25 protein-coding genes are annotated in these 26,197 nt (G+C 68.9%); 13 read left to right on the forward strand and 12 right to left on the reverse strand.

Features of this window, described 5'->3' with window-relative positions; all coding sequences use genetic code 11:
• Position 1: 1 nt before the first annotated feature.
• Genes ACT54X_RS14995 through ACT54X_RS15010 form a run of 4 tightly spaced genes read right to left on the reverse strand, consistent with a single transcriptional unit; the run spans position 2 to position 4,165 of the window.
• Positions 2-1,894, reverse strand: coding sequence for an ABC transporter permease (locus ACT54X_RS14995; protein ID WP_294372310.1), 1,893 nt, complete (start codon positions 1,892-1,894; stop codon positions 2-4).
• A gap of 22 nt (positions 1,895-1,916) precedes the next feature.
• Positions 1,917-2,609: an ABC transporter ATP-binding protein gene (locus ACT54X_RS15000; protein WP_294372414.1), complete on the reverse strand. Its 693-nt coding sequence runs from the start codon at positions 2,607-2,609 to the stop codon at positions 1,917-1,919.
• Positions 2,609-3,376, reverse strand: coding sequence for an ABC transporter ATP-binding protein (locus tag ACT54X_RS15005; RefSeq protein ID WP_476347318.1), 768 nt, complete (start codon positions 3,374-3,376; stop codon positions 2,609-2,611). Before ACT54X_RS15005 ends, ACT54X_RS15000 begins: the two co-directional genes overlap by 1 nt.
• A gap of 9 nt (positions 3,377-3,385) precedes the next feature.
• Positions 3,386-4,165 (reverse strand): SDR family NAD(P)-dependent oxidoreductase, encoded by a 780-nt coding sequence (locus tag ACT54X_RS15010; protein WP_294372304.1) that lies wholly within the window; start codon positions 4,163-4,165, stop codon positions 3,386-3,388.
• A gap of 186 nt (positions 4,166-4,351) precedes the next feature.
• Between ACT54X_RS15010 and ACT54X_RS15015 the strand changes: the two genes are divergently transcribed.
• The 3 genes from ACT54X_RS15015 to ACT54X_RS15025 all read left to right on the forward strand — a co-directional run bounded on the left by ACT54X_RS15015 (position 4,352) and on the right by ACT54X_RS15025 (position 6,972).
• Positions 4,352-4,750, forward strand: a complete 399-nt coding sequence (locus ACT54X_RS15015) for a cupin domain-containing protein (protein WP_017759469.1) — start codon at positions 4,352-4,354, stop codon at positions 4,748-4,750.
• Positions 4,751-4,799: 49 nt separating this feature from the next.
• Complete coding sequence (locus ACT54X_RS15020) at positions 4,800-6,017, forward strand: ABC transporter substrate-binding protein (protein WP_294372300.1); 1,218 nt, start codon at positions 4,800-4,802, stop codon at positions 6,015-6,017.
• 91 nt (positions 6,018-6,108) lie between these two features.
• Entirely contained in the window at positions 6,109-6,972 is an 864-nt protein-coding gene (locus ACT54X_RS15025; RefSeq protein WP_294372298.1) for an IclR family transcriptional regulator, read from the forward strand.
• A 30-nt stretch (positions 6,973-7,002) separates the two neighbouring features.
• Here the strand turns inward: ACT54X_RS15025 and ACT54X_RS15030 are convergent, their stop codons facing one another.
• A complete protein-coding gene (locus ACT54X_RS15030; protein WP_294372295.1) occupies positions 7,003-7,707 on the reverse strand; it encodes an FCD domain-containing protein in 705 nt (234 codons plus the stop codon).
• Positions 7,708-7,798: 91 nt separating this feature from the next.
• Here ACT54X_RS15030 and ACT54X_RS15035 point away from each other — a divergent pair, with 91 nt between their 5' ends.
• From ACT54X_RS15035 to ACT54X_RS15055, 5 genes are all read left to right on the forward strand, one after another.
• Positions 7,799-8,656 carry a fumarylacetoacetate hydrolase family protein gene (locus ACT54X_RS15035; RefSeq protein WP_294372292.1) on the forward strand — a complete coding sequence of 286 codons (858 nt, stop codon included), beginning with the start codon at positions 7,799-7,801 and terminating at the stop codon, positions 8,654-8,656.
• 1 nt (position 8,657) lies between these two features.
• Positions 8,658-9,506 (forward strand): polysaccharide deacetylase family protein, encoded by an 849-nt coding sequence (locus tag ACT54X_RS15040; RefSeq protein WP_294372290.1) that lies wholly within the window; start codon positions 8,658-8,660, stop codon positions 9,504-9,506.
• A gap of 76 nt (positions 9,507-9,582) precedes the next feature.
• A complete protein-coding gene (locus ACT54X_RS15045; RefSeq protein ID WP_294372288.1) occupies positions 9,583-10,554 on the forward strand; it encodes a tripartite tricarboxylate transporter substrate binding protein in 972 nt (323 codons plus the stop codon).
• A 46-nt stretch (positions 10,555-10,600) separates the two neighbouring features.
• Positions 10,601-11,581, forward strand: a complete 981-nt coding sequence (locus tag ACT54X_RS15050; protein ID WP_294372286.1) for a tripartite tricarboxylate transporter substrate binding protein — start codon at positions 10,601-10,603, stop codon at positions 11,579-11,581.
• 28 nt (positions 11,582-11,609) lie between these two features.
• Positions 11,610-13,319 (forward strand): CocE/NonD family hydrolase, encoded by a 1,710-nt coding sequence (locus ACT54X_RS15055; RefSeq protein WP_476347324.1) that lies wholly within the window; start codon positions 11,610-11,612, stop codon positions 13,317-13,319.
• A 240-nt stretch (positions 13,320-13,559) separates the two neighbouring features.
• Here the strand turns inward: ACT54X_RS15055 and ACT54X_RS15060 are convergent, their stop codons facing one another.
• Entirely contained in the window at positions 13,560-13,814 is a 255-nt protein-coding gene (locus ACT54X_RS15060) for a hypothetical protein (protein ID WP_476347325.1), read from the reverse strand.
• Between the two features lie 204 nt (positions 13,815-14,018).
• On the opposite strand from ACT54X_RS15060, the gene ACT54X_RS15065 reads away from it, so the two are divergent.
• Positions 14,019-15,482, forward strand: coding sequence for an ELWxxDGT repeat protein (locus ACT54X_RS15065; RefSeq protein WP_476347327.1), 1,464 nt, complete (start codon positions 14,019-14,021; stop codon positions 15,480-15,482).
• 8 nt (positions 15,483-15,490) lie between these two features.
• On the opposite strand, the gene ACT54X_RS15070 is transcribed toward ACT54X_RS15065, so the two are convergent.
• The 3 genes from ACT54X_RS15070 to ACT54X_RS15080 are packed head-to-tail and all read right to left on the reverse strand — an operon-like array spanning position 15,491 to position 18,157.
• Positions 15,491-16,294 carry an ABC transporter permease gene (locus ACT54X_RS15070; RefSeq protein ID WP_294372275.1) on the reverse strand — a complete coding sequence of 268 codons (804 nt, stop codon included), beginning with the start codon at positions 16,292-16,294 and terminating at the stop codon, positions 15,491-15,493.
• A gap of 22 nt (positions 16,295-16,316) precedes the next feature.
• Complete coding sequence (locus ACT54X_RS15075) at positions 16,317-17,162, reverse strand: ABC transporter permease (RefSeq protein WP_476347329.1); 846 nt, start codon at positions 17,160-17,162, stop codon at positions 16,317-16,319.
• On the reverse strand, positions 17,159-18,157 hold the full coding sequence (locus ACT54X_RS15080) for an ABC transporter ATP-binding protein (protein ID WP_476347331.1): 999 nt from the start codon (positions 18,155-18,157) through the stop codon (positions 17,159-17,161). Before ACT54X_RS15080 ends, ACT54X_RS15075 begins: the two co-directional genes overlap by 4 nt.
• A 303-nt stretch (positions 18,158-18,460) precedes the next feature.
• Here ACT54X_RS15080 and ACT54X_RS15085 point away from each other — a divergent pair, with 303 nt between their 5' ends.
• Together ACT54X_RS15085 and ACT54X_RS15090 are read left to right on the forward strand one after the other, a co-directional pair.
• Entirely contained in the window at positions 18,461-19,018 is a 558-nt protein-coding gene (locus tag ACT54X_RS15085) for a DUF3592 domain-containing protein (protein WP_294372266.1), read from the forward strand.
• A gap of 413 nt (positions 19,019-19,431) precedes the next feature.
• A complete protein-coding gene (locus ACT54X_RS15090) occupies positions 19,432-19,659 on the forward strand; it encodes a hypothetical protein (RefSeq protein WP_294372264.1) in 228 nt (75 codons plus the stop codon).
• Positions 19,660-19,799: 140 nt separating this feature from the next.
• Here ACT54X_RS15090 and ACT54X_RS15095 read toward each other — a convergent pair whose 3' ends face one another.
• The 3 genes from ACT54X_RS15095 to ACT54X_RS15105 form a co-directional block, all read right to left on the reverse strand.
• The gene (locus ACT54X_RS15095) at positions 19,800-22,013 is read right to left on the reverse strand and encodes an outer membrane protein assembly factor BamB family protein (RefSeq protein WP_294372261.1); all 2,214 of its coding nucleotides are present in this window, start codon (positions 22,011-22,013) and stop codon (positions 19,800-19,802) included.
• Positions 22,014-22,084: 71 nt separating this feature from the next.
• The gene (locus ACT54X_RS15100; protein ID WP_476347334.1) at positions 22,085-23,170 is read right to left on the reverse strand and encodes a ThuA domain-containing protein; all 1,086 of its coding nucleotides are present in this window, start codon (positions 23,168-23,170) and stop codon (positions 22,085-22,087) included.
• Between the two features lie 587 nt (positions 23,171-23,757).
• The gene (locus tag ACT54X_RS15105) at positions 23,758-24,540 is read right to left on the reverse strand and encodes an IclR family transcriptional regulator (protein ID WP_294372256.1); all 783 of its coding nucleotides are present in this window, start codon (positions 24,538-24,540) and stop codon (positions 23,758-23,760) included.
• A 154-nt stretch (positions 24,541-24,694) separates the two neighbouring features.
• Here ACT54X_RS15105 and ACT54X_RS15110 point away from each other — a divergent pair, with 154 nt between their 5' ends.
• Complete coding sequence (locus ACT54X_RS15110) at positions 24,695-25,711, forward strand: TRAP transporter substrate-binding protein (RefSeq protein WP_476347335.1); 1,017 nt, start codon at positions 24,695-24,697, stop codon at positions 25,709-25,711.
• Between the two features lie 26 nt (positions 25,712-25,737).
• Positions 25,738-26,181 carry a type II 3-dehydroquinate dehydratase gene (locus ACT54X_RS15115; protein WP_294372252.1) on the forward strand — a complete coding sequence of 148 codons (444 nt, stop codon included), beginning with the start codon at positions 25,738-25,740 and terminating at the stop codon, positions 26,179-26,181.
• Positions 26,182-26,197: the final 16 nt, after the last annotated feature.

Here is a 26,197-nt window from a genome sequence, read left to right on the forward strand (position 1 = left end):
CTCAGCCCCCCTTGCCCGCGCCGGCCGGATTGCGCCGGCCCAGGCGGTTCCACGCCTGCACGGCCAGGCCCACCAGCCCTTCGCGGAAGAGCAGCACGCAGGCGATGAAGATGACGCCCTGCACGATCAGCACCCAGGAGCCCAGCGGCGCCAGGTAGTTCTGCAGCGTGACGAAGGTCAGCGCGCCGACGATGGGCCCCAGCAGGGTGCCGATGCCGCCCAGCAGGCTCATCAGCACCACCTCGCCCGAGGCGTGCCAGTGCACGTCGGTGAGCGAGGCCACGCCGAACACCAGCACCTTCATCGAGCCCGCCAGCCCCGCCAGCCCCGCCGACAGGGCGAAGGCCTGGAGCTTGTAGCGCGACGTGCCGTAGCCCAGCGAGCGGGCGCGCTGCTCGTTGTCGCGCACCGCGCGGATCACCTCACCGAAGGGCGACTGCAGGATGCGCACCACGAACAGGTAGGCCGCCAGGAAGACGGCGAGCACAACGTAGTACATGACCATCGAGTTGCCCAGGTCGAACAGGCCGAAGAGCCTGCCGCGGGGCACGTTCTGCAGGCCGTCCTCGCCCCCCGTGAAGCCGGCCTGCACGGCCACGAAGTACACCACCTGCGACAGCGCCAGGGTGATCATGGAGAAGTAGATGCCCTGCCGGCGGATGGCCAACGCGCCGAACACCAGCCCCAACAGCACGCCGGTGGCCGTGCCGGCCAGCAGGCCGAGCTCGGGCGTGAGCGCCCAGGCCTTCATGGCCATGCCGGTCGAATAGGCCGCCGCGCCAAAGAACGCCGCATGGCCGAAGGACAGCAGGCCGACGTAGCCCAGCAGCAGGTTGAAGGCCGCCGCGAAGAGCGCGAAGCACAGCACCTTCATCAGGAAGGTGGGGTAGAGCACCAGCGGCGCCACCAGCGCCAGGGCCAGCAGCAGCCACCAGCCCAGCACCTGGTACCGGCGCGCCAGGCGCAAGCTGACGCGGGTGGCCTCGGCCGCCACGGTGTTCTGCACCTGCAGCGGCCGGCCGAACAGGCCCGAAGGCTTGACCAGCAGCACGATGGCCATGATCACGAAGATCACGAAGTTCGACGCCTCGGGATAGACGACCTTGGTGAGCCCCTCGATCACGCCCAGGCCGAGGCCGCTCACGATGGCGCCGCCGATCGAACCCATGCCGCCGATGACCACCACCGCGAACACCACGACCACCAGGTTGGAGCCCATGAGCGGGCTGACCTGGTAGATGGGCGCGGCCACCACGCCGGCGATGGCCGCCAGCGCGACGCCCAGGGCATAGGTCAGCGTGATGTAGCGAGGAACATTGATGCCGAAGGACTTGACCGTCGCGGGGTTCTCGGTGGCGGCGCGCAGCACCGCGCCCAGCCGCGTGCGCTCCATCAGCAGCCAGACGCCCACGCACACCACCAGCGAGACGACGATGGCCCAGGTGCGGTACAGCGGCAGGAACATGAAGCCCAGGTCGATGCCGCCCAGCAGCTGCTCCGGGATGGCATAGGGCAGCCCCGACACGCCATAGGCCTGCCGGAACGCGCCCTCGATGCACAGCGCCAGCCCGAAGGTCAGCAGCAGGCCGTAGAGGTGATCCATCTTGTAGGTGCGCGCGATGATGGTCTTCTCCAGCACCACGGCGAGCACGGCCATGATGAGCGGCGCCAGCACCAGCGCCCCCCAGTAGCCGATGCCCAGGTAATTCAGCAGCATCCAGGCGATGAAGGCGCCGGCCGTGTACTGCGCACCGTGTGCGAAGTTGATGATGTTGAGCAGCCCGAAGATGACGGCCAGGCCGATGGACAGCGTGGCGTAGAAGGCGCCGTTGATCAGCCCCAGCAGCAGCTGGCTCAGCAGCGCGGAGGACGGAATCCCGAAGATGTCGAACATGGTGTGATTTCCTGCTGCTGCGTCAGACGCCGAGCTGGCGCCGGATGCGCTCCGGCTGCGCCGCGGCTTCGGCGGCGTTCAGGTGATCGACCACGATGCCGTGGTCCATGATGTAGAGGCGGTCCGCCACCGAAGAGGCGAAGTGGAAGTTCTGCTCCACCAGCACGATGGTGAAACCGCGCTGCTTGAGGGCACGGATGGCGGTGGCGATCTGCTTGACGATCACGGGCGCCAGGCCCTCGGTGGGCTCGTCCAGCAGCAGCATGCGCGCGCCGGTGCGCAGGATGCGGCCGATGGCCAGCATCTGCTGCTCGCCGCCCGACAGATTGCCGCCGGTGCTGCCGGCGCGCTCCTTCAGGTTGGGAAAGAGCGCATGGATCTCGTCGACGCCCAGGCCGCCAGGCGCGAGCACCGGCGGCAGCATCAGGTTCTCGGTCACCGTCAGGCTGCGGAACACGGCCCGTTCTTCCGGGCAGTAGGCCAGACCCAGGCGCGGGATGCGGTGGTCGGCCATCGCGATGGTCTCGGTGCCGTCGAACACGATGGAGCCGGTGCGCCGCTCGATCATGCCCATCAGGGCGCGCAGCGTGGTCGTCTTGCCGGCGCCGTTGCGCCCGAGGATGGTCACCAGTTCGCCCTGGCGCACTTCGAGGTTCACGCCCTGCAGGATGTGCGACTCGCCATACCAGGCGTGCAGGTTGCTGACCTGGAGCATCATGCGGCCTCCTGCGCGGGTTCGACGCCCATGTAGGCGGTGATGACGCGCTCGTCGGTCGAGACGCGCTGGTAGTCGCCTTCGGCCAGGATGCTGCCCCGCGCCAGCACGGTGATCGTGTGGCACAGCTCCGAGACCACCGACAGGTTGTGCTCCACCATGAGCACGGTGCGATGGGCCGACACGCGCCGGATCAGCGCGGTGATGCGGGCGACATCTTCCTGGCCCAGGCCGGCCATGGGTTCGTCGAGCAGCAGCATGCGCGGGTCCAGCGCCAGCGTCATCGCGATCTCGAGCGCGCGCTTGCGGCCATAGGGCAGTTGCGCGGCGCGGGTGTTGGCATCGGCCTCCAGCCCGACCTCGCCCAGCAGCCGCACGGCCTCACCGTCCAGATGGCTCATGGCGCGGGCCGGTCGCCAGAACTGCGGGCCCAGGCCGGTGCGCTGCAGCAGCGCGACGCGCACGTTCTGCAGGGCCGTGAGGCCCAGGAACACGGCCGAGATCTGGAAGGAGCGGACCATTCCCAGCCGCGCGACCGCCTCCTGCTGCAACCGGGTGACGTCGCGACCGAAATAGGCGATGCGGCCGGCATCGGGCTGCAGCACCTTGGTCAGCAGGTTGAAGCAGGTGGTCTTGCCGGCCCCGTTGGGACCGATCAGCGCGTGGATGGTGCCCTCGCGCACGGTCAGCGACACGTTGTCGACGGCCTTGAAGCCGCCGAAGCGCTTGGTGAGGCCCTCGCAGGCGAGGGCGATGCGTTCAGCCATGCGGTCTCCTCACATGCGGGCGAGCATGCCGCCGTCGATGGCCACCACCTGGCCGTTGATGAAGGCACCGCCCCGGCCGGCAAAGGCCACGACCAGCGGCGCGATGTCTTCGGGCTCGGCCCAGCGGCCGGCGGGTACGGCCTGCTCGATGAAGGCCTGGAAGTCTTCGCGGGCCTGCAGCGCCGACGTGAAGCGCGTCTTGACGAAGCCGGGTGCCAGCGCATTGCAGGTGATGCCGTGGGGGCCGTACTCGACGGCGATGGCCCGCGTGAGGGCGGCCAGTGCGCCCTTGGCCGTGGCATAGGCCGCGATGCCCGGCATGGTGGCCTGGCCCGCCACCGACGACATGTTGACCACCGTGCCGCGGCCGGCCGCCACCATGCCCGGCAGCACGGCGTGGCAGCAGTTGAAGGCGCCTTCCACATGCACCGCCTGGATCTGCTTCCACTCGTCGAGGGACATCTCGACCAGCGGCTTGCGGTTCTGGTTGCCGGCGTTGTTGACCAGGATGTCGGGGGCCCAGCCCGTCGTCTGCAGCTGCGCGACTTCGGCATGCACGGCATCGCTGTCGGTCACGCTGAAGACGGCACCGCGGGCCTCGATGCCCGTGGCCTCCAGCTGCGCGACGGCGGCAGCGCAGGCGTCGGCGGCCAGGTCGTTGACCACGACGCGGGCGCCCGCGCCCCCGAGGCTGCGCGCAATGGCGAAGCCCAGGCCCGAGGCCGCGCCGCTCACCAGCGCGGTGCGGCCGGCAAGGCCGAAGGTCTCGGCCAGAAAGGCTGAATTCAAGCTTGTCTCCTTGTTCGATGGCGGCAGCCAGGTGCCGCACGCATGGCGTTGCGCCATGTGCTGAATAAATAAAAGTCTCGTTTCATGAGACTTGACACGATTTCTACTATACGAAAGAATTTTTCGGCCATCCAAGCTTTCGACCTCCGGGGAAACCCGGCCCATCCATCCAAGGAGACATCCGTCATGGCGCTAGAAACACCCGGCGAGGCCGGGGCCCATCTGCTCGGCCCGCTGGCCTCCCATTACCTCGATGTGGAGGCACTGCCGTGGAAGCCGACGCAGGTGCCCGGCATCGACATCAAGGTGCTCGTGCAGGACAAGGAGACGGGGCTGCTCACGGCCCTCTTCCGCTGGCAGCCGGGCACGGAGCTGCCCATGCACGAGCATGTGGAGATCGAGCAGAGCTACATCCTCGAAGGCTCCATCGTGGATGCCGAGGGCGAGGCGCGGGCCGGCGGCTATGTCTGGCGACCGCGCGGCAATCGCCACGTGGCCCGGTCGCCCCACGGCGCGCTGGTGCTCTCGTTCTTCCTCAAGCCCAACGTGTTCATCGACCAGTTCGCCGGCCAGAAGCTGGAATAGCGCGGACGACTGCCGCCTTGCATCCCATACCGACAACAGGAGACAACCCATGAAGAAGCATCCCACCCTCGCCTGCGCCGCCGCGGGCCTGCTGAGCCTGGCCGTGGCCGGCGCCGCCCATGCGCAGACGGTGTCCAACGACGTCGTCAAGATCGGCCTGCTGAACGACCAGTCGGGCCTGTTTGCCGACATGTCGGGCAAGATGTCCATCGAGGCCGTGAAGATGGCCATCGACGACTTCGGCGGCAAGGTGCTGGGCAAGCCGATCCAGATCGTGTCGGCCGACCACCAGAACAAGGTCGACATCGGCCTGGCCATCGCCCGCAAGTGGTACGAGCAGGAAGGCGTGGACATGATCCTGGACGTGCCCAACTCGGCCATCGCGCTGGGCGTGCAGGAGCTGACCAGGCAGATGAACCGCGTGGCCATCTTCACCAGCCCCGGCACCTCCGACCTCACCGGCAAGGCCTGCTCGCCCAATGGCGTGCACTGGACCTACGACACCTATGCCTATGCCTCCGGCGCAGCGTCGGGCGTGATGGCCGAGGGCGGCAAGAGCTGGTTCTTCATCACCTCCGACTACGCCTTCGGCCATGCCCTGGAGCGCGACGCCTCCGCCGTCGTCAAGGCGCAGGGCGGGCAGGTGCTCGGGGCCATCCGGCACCCCATCGGCAGCTCGGATTTCTCGTCCTATCTGGTGCAGGCCCAGGCCAGCAAGGCGCAGGTGATCGGCCTGGCCAACGGCAGCGCCGACACCATCAACACCATGAAGCAGGCACGCGAGTTCGGCATCGGCACCGGCAAGCAGCGCATCGCGGCGCTCTACATGGGCATCAACGACGTGCACAGCATGGGCCTGGCCATCGGCCAGGACATCAACCTGGTGGAGGCCTTCTACTGGGACCAGAGCCCCGAGAGCCGCCAATGGTCCGAGCGCTTCTACAAGGTCGCGGGCCGCATGCCTTCGGGCGTGCAGGCCAGCAACTATGCGGCCACGCTGCACTACCTCAAGGCCGTGCAGGCGGCCGGCACCGACGAGGCCGGCGCGGTCATGAAGAAGATGCACGAGATGAAGATCAACGACCTGATGACCAAGGACGGCACCATCCGCGAGGACGGCCGCGTGATGCGCGACCTGTACCTCTACAAGATCAAGAAGCCGTCCGAGTCCAAGCGCCCCTGGGACTACTACACGGTGGTGCGCACCATCCCCGCGCAGCAGGCCTTCAAGGCGCCGGACCCGGCCTGCCCGCTGGTCAGGAAGTAAGCCGGAACACACAGCGGCCGGCATGCGCGCGGGCCTGCCCGCAAGGGCCCGCGCGATAAACTGCCGCCGCACCTGGAGAGCCCCGTCCCCGATGTCCCACAGCGATCCTGACGAGTCCACCGACGCTGGCGGCGCCCGCGGCAATGGCACGCCCGATGGCAGCCTGGACAAGATGCTCAGCATCCTGAACCTCTTCACCGAGGACAACAGCGCCATCACCCAGGAGGGCATCGTGGCGCACATCGGCTGCTCGCGCGCCACGGCCTATCGCTACCTGAAGTCGCTGTCCACCGCGGGCCTGATCAGCCCGGTGCACGGCGGCGCGTATGTGGTCGGCTCGCGCATCATCGAGCTAGATCGCCTGCTGCGCCTGCGTGATCCGATCCTGCTGGCCGCCCGGGAGGTGATGGCCACGCTGGCCAGAGAGCAGAAGGTCAACGTCATGCTGTGCGCCTATTACGGCGACAAGGTGATGTGCGCCGACACCGAGTGGCCCGACACCAGCTACACCTCCAGCTACGAGCGCGGCAAGCCGATGCCGATGTTCCTGGGCGCGACGGCCAAGGCCATCCTGGCCCACCTCACGCCCTACCAGCTGCGCAACCTGATGCTGTGGCACCCCGCGGAGATCCGGGCGGCAGGTCTGGGCGACAACTGGGACGAGTTCCGCGCCAACATGCGCCGCGTGCGCAAGGAGGGCGTGGTCGTCTCGCACGGCGAGATCGACAAGGGCCTGATCGGCGTGGGTGCACCCATCTTCAGCGCCGAGCAGAAGGTGCTGGGCAGCCTGGTGGCCATCGTGCCGGCCAAGGGCCGGGCGGCCAGCGCGACGGCACTCGAACGCCTGCGCGGTGCGGTGCAGCAGGCTGCGCAGGCCCTCACGGACAAGTTGCGCGCCGGGCAGCGCGATGCTCCGCCCGCGCGCGCCTCGCGGCCTCGGCGCATCGAGGGCTGACCGCGCGGCCCGCGGCGCGGGCCGGGCCGATCAACCCTTCTTGCCGGGTGCAGCGGCACTGTCGCGCTCGTGCTCGAAGATGCTGGCCGTGCGCCGGTAGTGCTCCGCCAGCAGCGTCCGTGCCTGTTCCAGCTCGCCCTGCATGACGGCGTCGAAGATGGCGCGGTGCTCGTCGTGCTCGTTGCGTCGTTTGTAGGCTACGCGGGCGGCGAGCTGGCGGAAGCGGTAGGCCTGGTCGTAGAGCTGCTCGCAGAAGCCCAGCAAAAGTGAGGAGCCGCAGCCCGCCAGCAGGGCGCGATGGAAGGCCCGGTGCTGGCGCTCCCACTCCGGGTTCTCGGCATACGCGTCGTCGGAGATCGACCGGGGCGTGCGCGACAGGCGATGGAAGGCCAGCACCAGCGGCTCCTCCCACTCCGGTCCGCGGCGGGCGAAGGCCTGGCCGATGGCCAGCGACTCCACCGCGACGCGGGTGTTCACGAGGTCTTCCAGCTGGGCCTGCGTGGCTTGGGCCACCGCGAAGCCACGCTGGTCGTTGTGCACCACCCATTCCTCGCTGGCCAGGCGGTTGAGTGCCTCCCGCAGCGGACTCGCGCCCACCTGGTAGCGCTCGCGCAGCTCGTGCATCAGCAGCTTGCGCCCGGGCTGCCAGTGGCCAGCCAGCACGTCGGCACGCAGGCGCTCGTAGGTCTGGCGCGCCAGCGTGGGCGACGAGGCGTCGGCGACAGCCCCGGGCACTGGGAAAATCCCTGAATCCATTTTTATCGACAAAACATCCTCTAGATACTTAATATCGCCAAACACCAGTGAACAAGGGTTTGTCGAAATTATGTCCAGATATGCGCGCGTGACGCCACCAGGGCGCCCCACCCAATGGGCCGTGGAGCGCGGAGGCGAGTTGTGGGGCCTGGGTGACCAGGTGCCCGCCGGAGTGCACGACACGGCCTGGCTCGACCTGCTGGCCCATGGCCTGAGCGCCCGGCAACTCGGGCAGGCCGAGCCGTTGGCGCCCGAGTCGGTCCGCTGGGAGCTGCCGGTCGCGCGCCCGGGCAAGGTGATCTGCCTGGGCCTGAACTACGCCGCCCATGCCGCCGAGGGCGGCAACGCGGCGCCCGAGTACCCCAGCTTCTTCATGCGCGGTGCCAGTTCGCTGATCGCCCATGGCGCGCCGCTGGTGCGGCCGCGCGTGTCCGACAAGCTGGACTTCGAGGCCGAACTTGCGGTGGTGATCGGCCGCCGCGCACGGCACCTCACCGAAGCGGATGCCCTGTCGGCCGTGGCGGGCTATGCCTGCTTCAACGACGGCACGCTGCGCGACTACCAGCGCCGCACGGCCCAATGGACCATCGGCAAGAACTTCGACGGCACCGGCGGCTTCGGCCCCTGGCTGGTGCCGGCAGCCGACCTGCCGCCCGGCGCGGCGGGCCTGAAGGTCGAGTCGCGCCTGAACGGCCGCGTGATGCAGAGCGACGACACCGGCCACATGATCGTGACGGTGGCCCGGGCGCTGGTGCTGCTGAGCGAGGTGCTCACGCTGGAGCCGGGCGACGTCATCGCCATGGGCACGCCCTCGGGCGTGGGCTATGCGCGCACGCCGCCGGTGTGGATGCAGCCGGGCGATCGCATCGAGATCGAGATCGAGGGCGTGGGCCTGCTGGCCAACCCCGTGGTGCAGGAGGAAGTCTGAGATGGAACCCGTCATCACCCGCCTGCCCGACGACTTCCGCTGGCCGGGCGGCCACCGGCTCGCCGTCATCTTCAACATCGCCTACGAGGCCTGGTCGGACGGCCAGGCGCCGGGCATCGGACCGATGGGCAATGTGCTCAAGCCGGGCTTCTTCGACACCAATGCGCATTCCTGGGCGAGCTTCGGCCTGGTGCGCGGCATCCACCGCCTGCTGGGCATTGCGCAGAAGCACGGCGTGCGCACCAGCGTGATGGTCAATGGCGTGATCTGCGAGCGCGACCCGGCCACGGTGCGCAAGCTGGCCGAACTGGGCCACGAGGTCATCAACCACTCGTGGGGCATGGACGTGATCCCGGTCTACTTTGACGAGGCCGGCGAGCGCGCCAACCTCGCCCGCAATCACGAGCTGCTCACGGCCACGGCCGGCGTGGCGCCCCTCGGCTGGATCAGCCCGCGCGGCACCGGCAGCCCCATCAGCTCGCGCCTGCTGGCCGAGGCGGGCTACCTGCACCACGGCGACGTCAACGACGACGACCGGCCCTATGTGATGGACTTCGGCGGCAGGCGCATCGTGGGCATTCCGCTCACCATGGACGTGAACGACCTGCCCACCTGCATCCGCTACGGCCAGGGGCCGCGGCACATGCTGGAGACCTTCGAGGACACCTTCGCCGCCATGCGCGCCGAGCCGGTGCCGCTGATGTTGGACGTGACGGCCCACACGCACGTGATGGGCCGGCCCTCCGGCGCCTGGGTCTACGACGAGATCATGGCCCGCGTGAAGCAGGCCGGCGACGTGTGGATCTGCACCCGCGAGGAGATGGCGCGGCACGTGCTCGCTTCCGTCTGAGCCACCGGGCTGCCGGGCAGCCCACCGGTCCGAGCCGTCGCAGAAGCGGCCGGGCCATTTCCCAGGAGACAAAGACATGGCATCCAAGCTCTGGCGGCGCCTGCTGCCGGCCCTCGCCCTCGCGGCGCTGCCGCTGGCGGCGCCGGCGCAGGACAAGTGGCCCACGCGTCCGGTGCGCTTCGTGGTCGCCTTTGCGCCGGCCGGCCCGGCGGACATCATTGCCCGGCTGCTGGCGCATCGGCTGGCTCAGCCGCTGGGCCAGAGCGTGGTGGTGGAGAACAAGCCCGGCGCCGGCGGCAGCGTGGCCTCGGCGCTGGTCGCGCGGGCCGAGCCCGATGGGTACACGCTGCTGATCAACACCAGCTCCTATGCCGTCAACCCGTCGATGCAGCGGCAGCTGGGCTTCGACCCCAAGGGCGACCTCACGCTCGCGGCATTGGTCGCGGCCAGCCCCAACCTGATCGTCACGGCGCCCAACCTCAAGGCCCGCACGCTGCAGGAGGTGGTGGCCGACGCCAAGGGCGGCAGCTACAACTACGGCACGGCCGGTGCCGGCACCACACCGCACCTCACCGCCGAGTACCTGTTCAAGGTGCTGGCCAAGGTGCCGGTCACGCATGTGCCCTACCAGGGCGCGGCGCCGGCGCTCAACGCCGCGATGAGCGGCCAGACGCAGCTGGCCAGCGTGGCGCTGCCCGCGGCGGTGGAGCTGGTCAAGTCCGGCCGCGTGCATGGGCTGGTGGTGACGGGCGCGCAACGCTCGCCGGCCCTGCCGGAGGTGCCGACCGTGGCGGAGTCGGGCTTTCCCGGCTTCGAGGACGTGACCTGGGTCGGCGTCTTCGCGCCGGCCAAGACGCCGCCTGCCGTGTTGCAGCGGATCAACGACGAGGTGGCGCGCCTGCAGAAGGACCCGGAATTCCTGGCCCGCCTCGCCGCCACCGGCTTCGAGCCCATGGGCGGCAACCTGGAGGCCGTGCGCGGCTACCTGGACCGCGAGCTGGACAAGTGGGCGCGCGTGGTGCGCGAAACCGGCGCACTGCCGAACTGACGCTTCGACGCACGCGTCCGAGCTTCACAAGAGAGGAGACATCGCCATGATCCATCGCCGGCACTGCCTGGCCACGCTGGGTGCGCTCGCTGCGGCCCCGTTCACGTCCGCCTTCGCGCAGGGCGCCTACCCCAACCGGGCGATCAAGCTGCTGGTGCCTTTTTCGGCCGGCGGCAGTCCAGACCTGCTGGCCCGCGTCATTGGCACCCAGCTCGGCCAGCAGATGGGTCAGGCCGTGTTGGTGGACAACCGCCTGGGCGCCAACGGCATCGTGGCCGCGGAGGCCGTGGCCCGCTCCGCGCCCGATGGCTACACGCTGCTGGTGACCACCGGTTCGCAGGCCATCAACCCGAGCATCTACAAGAGCCTGCCCTACGACACGCTGGCCGACTTCGCGCCGGTCACGCTGTTCACCATCGCACCGGCGCTGACGCTGGTGGTGGCGCCCGACTCGCCGTACAGGAACTTCGGCCAGTTCCTGGAGGCGGCGCGCAAGCCCGATGCCCAGATCACCTACGGCTCGCCCGGCAACGGCAACACCCTGCACCTGGCCGGCGAGCTGCTCAACGAGACGGCCGGCACCCGCATGCTGCATGTGCCCTACAAGGGCGCGGCACCGGCGCTCAATGCGGTGATGAGCAAGGAGGTGACGGCCTGCTTCCTCAGCACCGCCGCGGCCACGATGGCGGTGAAGGCCGGGCAGGTCCGGCCGCTGGCCGTCACCAGTGCCAAGCGCATCGCGGCCTTTCCGGACGTGCCCGCCATGGCCGAGAGCGGCGTCGCAGGCATGGACTACAACGGCGGCTGGGTCGGCCTGTTCGCGCCCGGCAAGACGCCCGAGGCCGTGGTACAGAAGCTGGCCGCCGAAGTGCAGCGCGCCATGCAGGTGCCGCAGGTCAAGGACAAGATGGTCGGCTGGGACAGTCCGCCCGCCACGCTGAGCACGCAGGAGTTCGCTGTCTTCTTCCGCCAGGAGATGGACAAATTCGCCCGCATCGTCAAACAGGCCAACGTGCCGCTGCAGTAAGAAGAGGAGCCCGAGGAGGATGAGCGCCATGCCCAATCTGGAAACCCGCACCACCGTCGAGAACGGCCTGGTGTTCATGCGTGACGTGGCCGTGGCCATGTCCGACGGCGTGACCTTGCGCGCCAACGTGTTCCGCCCCGAGGCGCCCGGCCGCTATCCGGTGGTGATGGCCATGGGCGCCTACGGCAAGGACGTGCACTTCGAAGACGCCTTCAACCCGCAGTGGCAGGTGCTCAAGCGCATCTACCCGGGCCTGGACACCGAGGGAAGCACCGGCCGCTACCTGCGCTGGGAAGTGGTGGACCCGGAACGCTGGGTGCCCGAAGGCTTCGTGGTCATCCAGGTCGACTCGCGCGGCACCGGCCGGTCTGAGGGCTACCTGGACCCTTTCGGCCCGGTGGAGACGCGCGACTTCTACGAATGGATCGAATGGGCCGGCACGCAGCCGTGGAGCAACGGCAAGGTGGGGCTCATCGGCGTGTCGTACCTGGCCATCAAGCAGTGGCAGGTCGCGGCTTTGCGGCCACCGCACTTGGCGGCCATCGTGCCGTGGGAGGGCTCCAGCGAGTTCTACCGCGACGGCGGGCACCACGGCGGCATCCTGAGCAACAGCTTCACCTTCGAATGGTGGCCGCGCCAGGTGCTGGCCAACCAGTACGGCAGCGGCAAGAGCACGCACCGCGACCGGCTCACGGGCGAGCGCACCACTGGCCCCGCGCTGTCGGACGAACTGCTGGAAGGCAGCCGCGCCGACCATCCCAACGACCGCCTCTCGCACCCGCTGGACGACGCCTGGAACCGTGCCCGCGCGGCCAACCTGCCGGCCATCGAGGTGCCGCTGCTGTCCGCCGCCAACTGGGGCGGCCCGGGCATGCACCTGCGTGGCAACTTCGAAGGCTGGCTGCGTGCCGGGTCGCGGCAGAAGTGGCTCTTCGCGCACATCGGCACGCACTACGAAAGCTTCTACCTGCCGCACTACGTGGCCATCCAGCAGCGCTTCTTCAAGCACTTCCTGGCGGGCGAGGACAACGGCTGGGACCGCGAGCCGCCTGTGCAACTCGCCATCCGTCATGCCGATGGCACGGCCGAGATGCGAACGGAGCAGGAATGGCCGCTCGCGTGCACCGCCTGGACGCCCTTCCACCTGGACGCCGCCGACGGCTCGCTGGGCGACGTGCCGCCGCGCGGCGCCGGCCGGGCCAGTTTCGAAGCCATGGGCGAAGGCCTGAGCTTTTCGACCGCGCCCTTCGCGCAGGACACCGAGTTCACCGGCCCAGCCGTGCTGCGGCTGTGGGTCTCGTCCAGTACCACCGATGCCGACCTGTTCGTCGTACTGCGCGTCTTCGATCCGGACGGGCAGGAGATGAGCTACGTGGGCGCGCATGAACGCGTGCCCATGGCCATGGGCTGGCTGCGTGCCTCGCACCGCAAGCTGGACCCGGCGCGCAGCCTGCCCTGGCGGCCCTGGCATGCCCATGACGAGGTGCAGAAGCTCGTGCCCGGCGAGGCCTATCCGGTGGAGGTGGAGATCTGGCCCACCTGCCTGGTCTTTCCCAAGGGGTGGCGTCTTGTGCTCACGGTGCAGGGCCACGATTTCATCGTGACCCCGCCCGGTCGCATGCGCCACGACCATCCCGAGGACCGGCCTGTGGCGGAGTTCGGCGGCGTGACCACGGTCCTCACGGGTGGCGACCACGACAGCCGACTGCTGATGCCGCTGATTCCGGCGCGACGCTAGGGCCGCGAGGCTTTCAATCCCGGTGGCTGGCGCATTGGCCGTTCGGCTTGCGATAGCCGGGCCCGCCGCGCGAGCCGCAGCCCCCGCTGCCACCCCCGCCCCCAACCCCGCCTGCACCGCCCCTGTAGGTCGCGTGGCGGCTGCCGGACGAGTGCCCCCCACGTCGGCCCCGCGCGTCGGCGTTGGCGCCCACACCCCCGAAGAGGGTGGCAATCAAAACCGCTCCCAGCAATCGGCGCTTCATGGCTTGCGTGTCCCTTCCTTGCCGGTGTAGGGATTGACGTTGCCTTTGGTGCTCCAGTTGTCCAGCTTGGTCTGGTTCGGATTGGTGGCATGGCTGGGCGCGACGTGGGTTCCGTCGTGCCGGGTGTAGCCGCTCACCGAATGGCTGCCCGAATGAAGGCCGCCGCCGCTGCTGTGCCCTCCGCCTCCGCCCTTGGCGGCCGCGGCGACACACAGCGACAAGGCTGCGGCCAGGATCATTGCTTTCTTCATGTGCCTGTCTCCTCTCGCGCCGGGTTCGGCGCAACGGGATGCTGCACTTAAGCATTTGGCAATACAAGTCAACATTCGGCCGTTTGGTCTAAGGGGTTTGCCGAGGCCGGGGTGAGGGACGGCGCGGCATGGCGCTTTGAACCCGCCGCGACCCGGGTGGAATCTCCAAGTGGAAAACATTTCCTCTTTGGATAGAGTGCTCGCATGCATGCGTTCACGCCCTCCCCTTTTCTCTATGCCTGCCGTCTGGCGCTCTCGCTGGCGGCCGTCGCGACGCTGTCCCTCGGCACGGCCATGGCTCAGCCGGCAGCGGCCGCCGACCCCGACCGCACCGTTCTGCCCGAGCAGCGCGCGCCCCTCGCCTTCGTCTCGCCCACACAGCTCACGCCGCTGGGTGAGCGCCGTGCGGTCTTCACCGCGGTGCATGCGCTCAGCGGCCAGGAGCTGTGGATCACCGACGGCACGGCCGGCGGCACGCGCCTGGTCAAGGACATCCTTGCGGGCTTCCGCGGCGCCTATCCCTCCAGCCTGACGCCATACCGGGGCCGCATCTATTTCGCCGCGACCGACGGTGAGCACGGCGTGCAGTTGTGGCGCACCGATGGCACCGGGCGCGGCACCGTGCCCGTCGCGCGCCTCCCCGGCGCGCCCGGCAGCGATGGCGCCCTGCCCGCCGAACTGACGGTCTTCAAGGACGCGCTTTATTTCGTGGCCAAGGAGCCGGACGGCGGCTTCCAGCTCTGGAAGACGCAGGGCATGGCCCAGAGCACCGTACGCGTGGCGGCCATCGCGCTGGGGCCACGGGCCCTGGTGCGGCAGCTCACCGTGGTGGGCGACCGGTTGTTCTTCACCGCCACCACGGCCGAGCATGGCCATGAACTCTGGGTGACCGATGGCAGTGCCAAGGGCACCCGGCTTGTGAAGGATGTCAGAGCCGGGCCCGAGGACGGCGGCATCGCGCGCCTGACGGCCGGGGGGCGGCAGCTGTACTTCACCGCCAACGACGGCCAGCACGGCACCGAGTTGTGGACGAGCGATGGCACGGCGGAGGGCACGCGTCTGGTGAAGGATGTCCGAGCCGGCGAGGCCGCGTCGCAACCGCGGCACCTGACGGCGATGAAGGGCGCGCTGTACTTCGCGGCCGACGACGGCCGCCACGGCATCGAGCTGTGGCGCAGCGACGGCACCGTCGACGGCACGCGCCTGGTCAAGGACATCCAGCCCGGGCCGCGCGGCAGCCTGTCGAGCCCCATGGCCGTGATGAACGGGCGGCTCTACTTCGCGGCCACCGATGGCGAATCCGGTGCCGAGCTGTGGAGCTCGGACGGCACGGAGGCCGTCACGCGCCGCGTGGCCGACATTGCCACCGGCGCATCGAGCGCGACGCCCTCACGCTTCGAGGTGGCGGCGGGCCGGCTGTGGTTTTCGGCCGGCGATGCCACGCATGGCGTGGAGCCCTGGTCCACCGACGGCACGGCCGCCGGCACGCGCCGCATGGCCGACGTGGTGCCCGGCGCGGCGCATTCGATGCCGGTGGGCTTCACTGCAGTCGGCGATGCCGTTCTGTTCACCGCCGATGACGGCCACGGCAACGAGCGGCTCTGGCGCATCGACCGCGCCGGGCGGCTCAGCCTGCTGGGCGATCCGCTTCAGCAGCGGCTGCGCTGAGCACGCGGCTAGCTGCCGCTGGACGCATAGCGGCGCAGGCCCAGGCGCCACACGCCGAACGCGAGCCCCAGAAAGACAAAGCCCGCCAGGGGCGAGACGGCGCCCACCCAGGCGGGCGCGCCCAGCGGATCGGCGCGGCCCAGCACCCACAGTGCGGGGTAGTAGGCCACGCAGGCCAGCGGCACGCCGAAGGTGAGCAGGCGCCTGAACCACCGCGCGTACAGCGACATGGGGTACTGCCCCGCCTCCACGCCGCCATAGGTGAACACGTTGGCGATCTCCAGGCTCTCCACCGTCCAGAAGGCGAGCGCGCCCTGCAGCACCAGGATGCCCAGGAAGAGCGCCACGCCGCCCGCGACGGCGAACACGGCCACCGCGATGGCGGCCGGCGTCCAGTCGATGCCCGCCTGCACGCTGCCGAAGGCCAGCACCAGCCCGGCCTGCAGCAGCCGGCCCAGGCGGCTCAGCCGCAGATCGTGCCCCATCAGCTGCAGCGCCACCGGCCTCGGGCGCAGCAACAGTCGGTCGAAGGCGCCGGTACGCAGCAAGTCGGTGCCCAGCACGTCGAAACCGCGGCCCAGCATGTCAGCCAGCGCGAACATGGCGTGCACCAGTCCGTAGAACAGCGCCACCTCGCCGAGACGCCAGCCCTGAAGGCTGCCGAAGCGGTCGAACAGCGCCCAGATGCCGACGACCTCGATGCCCGTGGCCAGGAACTGGCCGGCGGCCAGCATCAGCGCCGATGCGGGATAGCGGGCCTGGCCCGCGATCGAGGCCGCGGCGAAGCGCAGGAACAGGCGGGCGTTGCCCATGGAGCCGCTGCGTGCCATGGCCTCAGCCGCCCTGCACTTCCAGGCGCGCGAAGGCAGCCTGCAGCGCCCACCGACCGGCGGCCGCCAATGCCGCGATCCAGAAGACCTGCAGCAGCAGACCGCCAACTGCGTCCGCGCCCGCCAACTGCCCGAAGTAGATCCGCGCCGGGATGTCCAGCAGCCCCGCCAACGGCTGCAGCAGCAGCCAGCGCTGCCAGCCGTCCGGCAGCAGCGCCAGCGGCACCAGGTTGCCCGACAGGAGGATCACCACGGGCAGCGCCAGCATGTTGATGCCGCGGGCGTCCAGCGCTGCCACGGCGGCCACGTTGAGCAGCATCACCAGCGCTGCCGACAGCAGCAGCGCCAGCACCATCGATACCCCGAAGGCCGCCCCGGCCGCGATGCTCACGGGCGGGCGCCATGACCAGTCGCCCCAGCCCGCCAGGGGCAGCAGGATCGCCGCGAAGGCGGCCATCAGCGCCAGGCGCGGCAGCACCCGCGCCGCGATCCAGCCCGCGCTGCGGACGAACCACAGCCCGTAGGCGTCCACCGGCCGCAGGCGGTCGTAGGCGACGGCACCGGTGCGCACCGCCTGCGCCACCTCGGGGTCGCCCGCCCACGGCAGCAAGGCCAGCAGCCCCTGCGCGAGCCAGGTGTAGGTGACCGCCTGGGCGAGCGGCATGGGCGCAGCGTCGGCCGCGTAGAAGGCCGCGAGCACCATGACCTTGATGCCGCCCCACCAGCACTGGGTGCCAAAGCCGGCAAAGGCCGCGGTGCGGTACTGCAGCATCTGCAGGAAGCGCGAGACGAAGGCCGCGCGGTAGGGCCGCAGCGCGCGGCCATCCGGCACCGATCGGCGGTCGCTCATGCCTCGGCCGCGCCGTGCAGGGCGTAGAAGCGGGCGATGACCTCCTCGATCGACGGCGACTCGATGCGGATGTCCTCCACCGCATGGGCCGCTGCGATGCGGGCGATCAGGTCGGCCGCGGGCGTCTGCTGCGGGTCGAAGCGCAGCACCAGCGTGCGTCCCTCCCGCGTCGCGACGGGCGTGCCGGCGAGTTCAGTTCCGTCCGGCGGCGTGCCGGCGAAGTCCACCACCAGGCGGCGCTCGGCCAGCACCTGCCGCCGCAGCGCCTCCACCGGGCTGTCGGCCAGCACCCGGCCATGGCCGACGATGATGACCCGCTGGGCCAGCGCCTCGATGTCGTGCATGTCGTGCGTGGTGAGCAGCACCGTGGTGCCACGCTCGCGATTGGCCCTGCACACGAAGTCGCGCACCGCGAGCTTGGAAGGCGCATCGAGGCCGATGGTGGGCTCGTCCAGGAACAGGATGTCGGGCCGGTGCAGCAGCGCCGCGGCGATCTCGGCACGCATGCGCTGGCCGAGCGAGAGCTGGCGCACCGGCTGGCCGAGCACGCCCTCCAGGTTGAGCAGCGCGACGAGTTCGTCGCGCGTGCGGCGGTAGTCGGCCGCGTCCACCCGGTAGATGTCGCGCAGCAGGTCGAAGCCGTCTTCCACCGGCAGGTCCCACCACAGCTGGGTGCGCTGCCCGAACACCACGCCGATGCGGCCCACATGCGCTTCGCGCTCGGCAAATGGATCGCGGCCGTCGATGGTGATGCGTCCGCCATCGGGCCGCAGGATGCCGGCGAGCAGCTTGACCGTGGTGGACTTGCCGGCGCCATTGGGCCCGATGAGCCCCAGCAATTCGCCGCGCTGCAGCGCGAAGGAAACCCCGGCGAGCGCCTCCACCGTCCGGTAGCGCCGCCGCCAGAGGCCGCGCAGCGCCCCGCGCAGGCCCGGATCGCGCTCGGCGATGCGGTAGACCTTGGTGAGGCGGTCGACGTGGATGTGGGCAGTCATGGGGGCGTGTCCGCACGGCGCAGGCGCCTGCGATGCAGAGGCTGCGGCCGTGGGGGGCGCGATGCTATCCGATGGCCTGGGTGACGGCATGCGACGGTGGTTGAGGCTTTGGCTTTGGTGCGCTGGCTGGGGCGGGCGGACGATGCGGCGACGTGCCGGGGCGAAGGGCCGGCCTCGGTCTGAGAGCGGCTGCGGTTGGTCTGGGCCAGCCACTCGCTTGAGCGTCTTGAACTTACGCTTTGCAGCGGACGCCGGCGTTCGGGCTATCCTCTCTGCCGGCGGGTTTCGGCCAATGGCAGACGTTTGGAACAGATCCGTGAACATGCGCTTGTCAGCAAGGAATTCATCAGTCGATGCGGAATCTGCCGCATTGATAGTTTGCGCACGATGATGGTCGCCAAGAGACAATTGATTTTTGCGTTCGTGATTGCCACGTTTGGTGTTTCGCTCCTTGTCTACGGCGTGAAGGGGGTCCTCCTCGAGCGCTCGCAAAGTAGTTGGCCGCGAACTGACGGCATCGTGCGCTCAGTGAAGATCGTTTCGTCGGATGGAAAAGCCGGCCGCTTATGGTGTCCCGAATGGAGCTATGAGTACGTTGTGGATGACAGGCGCTACGTCAGTCGTCGTGTGGCGTTTGGCACATACGGGTGCAAACACCAACACAGCCAAGCAGAATTGCAGGCGAGCACTCGTCCCATTGGGAGTTGGGTCTCCGTTATCTACGAACCAGGCAATCCACATAATGCTGCGCTCGAGGTTACACAGGACGGTGGCGCGTTCCACTGGCTTCTTGTTGCGTCGGGTCTCTTGCTTGGCATCACCACGCTCCATCCAGCATCGTGGCGTGGGAAGGAAAAGTGACGCACCTTAATGCCGCAAGCGCCGCAAATTCTTCTGGCGGACCGGAAGTCTGCTACGGACGAAGTAGGCGCTATCGCTGAGGTGCGCAACGAACTGGCCGTTGGCCGGTTGATCGGTCGCATACGCCAAAACGACCATCCCGCGCCCGGCCTCGATCTCAACAAGGCCGTCATCAGCTCCCCGGATGGTGCAACGGTCAGAGACGACCGGGCGGCCTGCGCACTGGCGCGTCCCTCCGTCCGACGGCAGCACCGTATCCGACCACACGACGGTCACCAGCGCGCCACGGCCGACGCGCCGAACGGCGATAGCGCCACGATGCACGCAAGCACACACCCGCGCGTCGAATGAACCGTGCGCTAGGACAATTTGCCCAGTTCCCGCCCAACGCACCGACGTATCCAATCTGTCCCATGGAATGGGTTCCCGTCGGCTTCATCACTCTGAAGGCGCTCGTCTTCTGCGCAACGATGTTCTTCGCCATCAAGTGGCATTACGAACAGGGTCAGGGCTTGAGCAAACGCGCGCTACTGCTCACGGCGGGCAAGGTCGCTGCCGTCTTCATCCTGGTGCTCACGGCCGTGCTGCTCCTCACCTTCGGCGTGGCCCAGGCGCTCGGCATGGACCTGAGGCTTCCTTAGGAAAAAAGGGCCGCGGTCGTGAACCGACGCGGCCCATGCCAGGGCACCCGAGGAACTGGCTCCGCCAGGCCTCTGGGTGCGCCCCCTCCAAGCCGAAGGCGCTAGAGAGGGGGAGCCGCGAAGCGGCTTGGGGGTGCCTGTCAATACACCACGATCTTCCCCGTAGGCCGCGGGCTGTAGCAGTCGTTGTAGAAGTACTCGCCCTTCTGCGTGAAGGTGTAGTTGGCCGACTGCCCCGGCGCCAGACGGAAGTTGAACGCTCCTTCGAAGAACTGCGTGGCGCAGTGCGTGTTGGGGTTGTCGGCCGGATTGGTGAAGGTCACCGTCGTATTGGCCGGCACACGCATCCAGGTGGGCGTCATGGCATTCACCGCCGTCGACTCGGTGGTGCCGGGTGCGTTGGTGGCGGTCTGCACGCGGGCCAGGAACACCGTGTTGGGCGTTGGCAGCGCGGCGCCTTCCACCGCTGAGCCTGAGACCGGCCGGCGCACCTCGGGCGGCGTGGGCGTGGCGGCCGGTGGCACGGTGCCGCCCACCTTGAAGGCCCAAAGGTAGTCGCCCCGCGGTGCCGAGTTGCCGTATGGGATGCTCGTGCCGCCCGCATACACGGCGATGTACTGCTCGCCATCGATCTCGTAGGCGATGGGGCTGGCACTGATGCCCGAGCCGGTCTGGAAACGCCACAGCTCGCTGCCGTCCTGTGCGTCCAGGGCCAGCAGATTGCCGTCGGGCTGGCCGATGAACAGCAGGTTCGACGCCGTGCTCAGGATGCCGTTCCCATGGGCGAGCGAGTACGGCATCGGCTTCTTCCACTTGACCAGGTTGGTGCTCGGGTCGACCGCCACCACGGCACCGGTCTGGTACTCGCCCGGCGGCCGCAGGCCGTTGCTGGCCTCGGTGAGCGAATGGGCCGCGGCCACATAGCCCATGCCGGTGTAGACCAGCCCGGTGCGCGGACTGAAGGACTGGTGATTCCAGTTGGCGCCGCCCCCATGGCCGGGGATGGTGAGCACCGGCACGTCCCAGTGCGGGTCGAACAGGCAACCCGTCAGGTAGTTGGGAACGGCGCGGTTCGGATCGCCCGGAATCGCGGTGCCCAAGGCCTGATTGACCATGCAGGTCTCGGTCCAGGCGCCTTGCCGCGGGAAGGGCTGCGTGGGCGACGTGGCCTGCCGCACGTCCTGCTTGACCGGGATCTCGTCGATGCCCAGCGGCGCGCTGCCGTCGCGGCGGTCGAGGATGTAGTACATGCCCGTCTTGCTGCCGTAGATGACGACCTTGCGGTCGGCACCGTTGATCTTCACATCGGCCAGCACCGGCGACATGACGTTGTCCATGTCCCAGATGTCGTGGTGCACGGACTGGAAGTGCCACTTGTAGGCGCCCGTGTCCATGTCCAGCGCCACGATGGAGTTGGCGAACAGGTTCTGCCCCGGCCGCGTCGAGCCGTTCTGCGACGAGCCGCCGCGCACGTTGCCGAAGGTCCAATACACGGTCTTGAGGGCCGGGTCCACCGCCGGGTGGATCCAGGGCGTGGCGCCGGTGCGGTCGCTGTCGGGTGCACCGCCCCAGGTGTCGTAGCCCATCTCGCCGGCGCGGGGCACGCCCCAGAAGGCATTGAGCACCTTGCCGGTGGCCGCGTCGGCCGTGAAGGCGGCGCCGCGGTTGCCGTCGTTGGTGCCGATGAACAGGCGCTTGTCGTGGTAGACCAGCGCCACCTTCTGCACCGCGCCCAGGAAGGCCGCATCGGACGACGAGGTGGGGTACTGCTTGACGTAGACGACCTTGCCCGTGTCCTTGTCCAGGGCCACCAGCCGGTTGCCGCCGCCGATGGTGAAGACCAGGCCCAGGTCCTTGGCCACCGCGGCGCCGCGGCGGGTGATGGCGCCGTAGGGCGTCGTCCACTTCCATTTGGTGGCGCCGGTCTTGCCGTCGACCGCGATCAGGTTGCCCTGCGCCGATTCGATGTACAGCACGCCGTCCACGGCCACCGTGGTGCTCTGGCTGTTGCCGCTCACGACGCCGCCTTCGACGCGGTTGACCCAGGCGCCGCCGAGCTGGCCGACGCGGCTCTTGTCGATGGCGCCCAGGCTCGTGTAGTTCTGGTTGCCGAGGTTGCCGCCCACCTTCGGGAAGTCCTTGTCGCCGGCGGTGCAGCAGTCGGACAACGCGGCGGCCGGGGCTGGCGCGGGCTGTGGGGCGGGCGTTGGCGATGGGGACGGCGCCGGGGTGGGCGCGGGCACGATGGGCAGCACGCCGCCGTTGTTCGAGTCGCCGCCGCAGCCGGCCAGCAGAAGGGGGGAACCGATGACGCCGGCGGAAAGCAGCACCGTCGCCAGGTGGGTGAGTCTCATGACGTTGTCTCCGAAGAATGCGTGAGGCAGAACGAGGCGCGGCCGGCAGATGCCGGCCGCGTGTGGCCCGGTCAGGGCGTGGTGCAGAAGGGCGTCAGGCCCATGGCCGACTTCACGCCCTGCACGACCAGCTTCTGGAAGAACTCCGAGCCCACGCCGGAGTAGTTCTCCGCGAAGGAGTCGCCGTTGTGGCCCAGCGAGGTGACCCAGGCGCGGCCGCCGTCGTAGTACTGGCACCAGGCCGCCGGATGGAAGCCTTCATGGCCCGGATGCGGCGCGGCCGTCAAGGGCTTGAGCGTGGAGGTGTCCACGGTCGCGAGGAACTTCACGTTCGTCGGAAAGGGCTCGAGGTTGTACCACTCGTCCTGGAAGGAGAAGCGCTTGGGCAGGTCCTTGGTGGAGGGGTCATCGGCCACGATCAGCACGTCGCCCGCGCGGTTGGGGCCGTGGTTGTAGAAGTTGGCATTGCCCAGCAGGCCTTCGTAGTAGGGCCAGGTGTATTCCGCACCGAAGGCGTTGTGCAGGCCCACGAAGCCACCGCCACGGCGCATGTAGTTACGCAGCGCGGTGCGGGCCGCGTCCTTGCTGGTGGTGACCGCGTCGTTCCACAGCGTGTCGCGGTTGGGGCTGGCGAAGATCACTGCCTTGTAGTTGTTGATGCGGCCCGAGAGCACCGACACATCCTCCGTCCAGTCGGCCGTGATGCCCTCTGCCTTGAGCATGCGGATCAGCCCGGCCTGCATGAGGTTGTCGGGGTTGAGCGTCGGGTTCAGCCCCGCGGCCATCGGTGTGCCCAGGTTGGCGTGGCGCGGACCGGCGGTGCGCGAGTAGATCAGCACACGGTCAGGCGTCGAGGCGAAGGCGCCCCAGTCGTGATAGCACTTGGGATTGGTGCCCCGGCACACGTTGTAGTAGGTGTCGAAGCTGTCGTCGTCAGGATCGGCGGGTGCCGGATCGTCGGGTGGGGTGGTCGTCGGCGGTGTGGTGGCCGGTGGGTTGTTGCCGCTGGCGGGCGGGTTGTTGGCCGAGGCGGCGGCCAGCAGCGCAGCGGCCGCTGCGTTGTCGTTGCCGCCACTGCCGCCGCCGCATGCGGCCAGCGCCAGGCCGAGGCATGCGGCCGTTGCGGCGCGCAAGAGTTGGGCATGAAAGAGGGTCAAGGTTGTCTCCTGGGTTTGCTGAGAAGGGCGGCCGGGGCGCGCAGGGGCACGCCCGGCCATGGCGCATCGGCGCCGGGCGGTGAAAGGGGTTGGGGAAAGGCGCGACGACGGACGGCCCGCACTTCAGGCGGGTCGGTCGGGGAATCGTGGGGGTGGGTCGCCGCGCGCACCCGGCGCGCTGCGTGCATGCATGGCGTTGGTCTCAAGGTCCGTCGTACGAAGGCGCAGGCACCTTCGACGCGGCCATCTGGCTGCGTTCACGCGTGTCTCCTGTTCTCTTGATGCTTCCCGTGTGGGCGCATCGTAATCAAACAGGAAAAGTTTTCCAAGAAAAAATGTTGTTCCGATTCGAGCCTCGGTGGCTGCTCAGGGCTGGCCGCGAATGGATGGGACGCCTGCGCACAGGCACAGGCACGCGCATGTCGTGGCGCGATGAAGGCAATAAGGGCGGGCGGCTTGACCGGCGCCGCAGGCGTGGGCGCGCACGCGGCTCACAAGGAGCAGTTGCGCGACGGCGGGGCTGCGAAGCAGCGCCAAAGAGCCGGCAGGATGATCCGCGTGCGGCCTGCCTGCCGAGTGCGGGTGGCTCAGGCCCGGCGGCGGAACAGCGGCGAGGCGCCGCTGGCGCGTGAGACGTCCTGTGCGGTCTCCAGCAGCGCGGGGCCCAGCTCTTCCATGCGCTGTGGCGTCAGGCGCACGGCCGGCCCGGCGATGGTGATGACGCCGATGGCCTTGTCGCCGGGGCCGGCCACAGGCGCTGCCATGGCGGTCATGCCGGGTGCGAACACCTCGTTGATCATGCTGAAGCCGCGTTGGCGGGCGGCCTTCACATAGGTCATCACGGCCTTGATCGAGGTGGGTGCCTTGGGGCCGAAGTCCTTGGGGCTGCCCAGCCCGCGCCGCGCCACGATGGCCAGTGCCTCGTCGTCGCCCAGGGTCGACAGCCAGGCATGACCGGCCGCGCTGCACGACAGCTCCACCGACAGGCCCATGTCCGGGTCATAGCGCAGGCCGCGCGTGGCGCCCTGGGCCTTGGCGACGAAGGTCAGTTCCTCGCCATCGACCACCGCCAGCCGCACCAGCTCGCCCGAGGTCTGCGCCAGCTGCTCGAGCAGCGGCTGCGCCACATCCACGACGCCGGAGCGGCTGAGGAAGGCCAGGCCCAGGGCAGCGAGCTTGATGGTGATCTGGTAGTGGCCGTCGCGCTCGTCCTGCCGCACATGGCCGCAGCGCACGAGGTCCGAGAGGATGCGATGGGTGGCCGACAGCGGCAGCTGCAGCTCGCTGGCGAGCACCGACAGCGCGCAACCCTGAGGATGGTCGGCAAGGTATTCGAGCACCTTGAAGCTGCGTTCCATCACACCACTCATGTTTCGGCTCCCGGCCGACAGAGGTCGGCGATTTCTTGGACGGGCGCCACTGTACCAAAGCACCGAATAGATTTTCACTGTGGAAATTCTTTCCACATGTGCTTATGATCGCGCCGCCTGGCGGGTCCGAGTGGCCGGCCACCGTCCAACCCTCATGGAGACAACCTTGAAGAAATTCGTCCGAGCCTTCGTCGCCGCGGGCCTCGCCGCCGCGTTCGCCCTGCCCGCCGTTGCCCAGCAGGAGCGCACCATCCGCTTCGGCCACCTCAACAACCCCGACCATCCGGTGAGCTTCGGCGTCAAGCGCTTCGCCGAACTGCTCTCGACCAAGAGCGGCGGCAAGATGAAGGTGCAGGAGTACCCGTCCAACCAGCTGGGCAACGAGATGCAGCAGCAGGCCGCGCTGCAGGGCGGCGTGCAGCAGATGTCGGCGCCGGCCACCACCTCGCTCGCGGGCATCGTCAAGGAGTTCGGACTGGTCGACTTCCCCTTCTCGGTGGCCACCTTCGAGCAGGCCGATGCCCTGCTCGACGGCCCGCTGGGCCAGGCGCTGATCGCCAAGCTGCCCGAGAAGGGCCTGGTGGCACTGGGCTACTGGGACCTGGGCTTCCGCAACGTGACCAACAGCCGCCAGGCCATCACCAAGCCGGAAGACCTGGAGGGTTTGAAGATCCGCGTGATCCCGAACCCCGTGTTCCTCGACACCTTCAAGGCCTTCAAGGCCAACCCCGTGCCGATGCCTTTCGCGGAGCTCTATGGTGCGCTCGAATCCAAGGCGGTGGACGGCCAGGAAAACCCCTTCTCGGTGATCCTGTCCAACAAGTTCTACGAAGTGCAGAAGTACGTCAGCGCCACCAACCACGTGTACGCCGCCAACATCGTGCTGGTGAGCAAGAAGTTCTGGGACCAGCTCACGCCCCAGGAGCAGAAGTGGATGCGCGAGGCCGCCGACGAGTCGCGTGCCTACCAGCGCCAGGTGAGCCGCGCCGCCGCGCAGAAGGCGCTGGGCGAGCTGCAGGCCAAGGGCGCGCAGTTCAACGAGCTGTCGGCCGACCAGCAGGCCCGCATGCGTCAGATCGCCCAGCCGGTGATCGACAAGTTCGCCGCGCAGTACGACCCCGCCATGGTCAAGCTCTACAAGGATGAGCTGGCCCGCATCCGCAAGCAGTGATTTCCGCAACCCGCATGAGCGCTTCCATGAACATCCTCGTCCTGCACGGACCCAACCTCAACCTGTTCGGCCGCCGCGAGCCGCACATCTACGGCACCACCACGCTGGCGGAGATCAATGCGCGCATCGCCGCCCTGGCGGAAGAGCTGCGCGTGCAGGTCCACACGCTGCAGTCCAACCACGAAGGCGCGTTGATCGACTTCCTGCACGAGCACATCGACAGCGCCGACGGCGCGCTGGTCAACCCTGCCGGCCTGACGCAGCACGGCGTGCCGCTGCACGATGCCATCAAGGCCATGCCCTTCCCCGTGCTGGAAGTGCACATGTCCAACATTGCCGCCCGCGAGAGCTGGCGGGCGCATTCCATCATCTCGCCCGCCGTGCGCGGCACGATCCAGGGCCTTGGGCCTCAGTCGTACCTTGCGGCGCTGCGCGGGCTGGTCGAGATCGTGCGCGAGGCCCGGCGCTGACGCCCGGCCTCCACAG

The organism is Pseudacidovorax sp. DMC4, assembly GCF_056314265.1.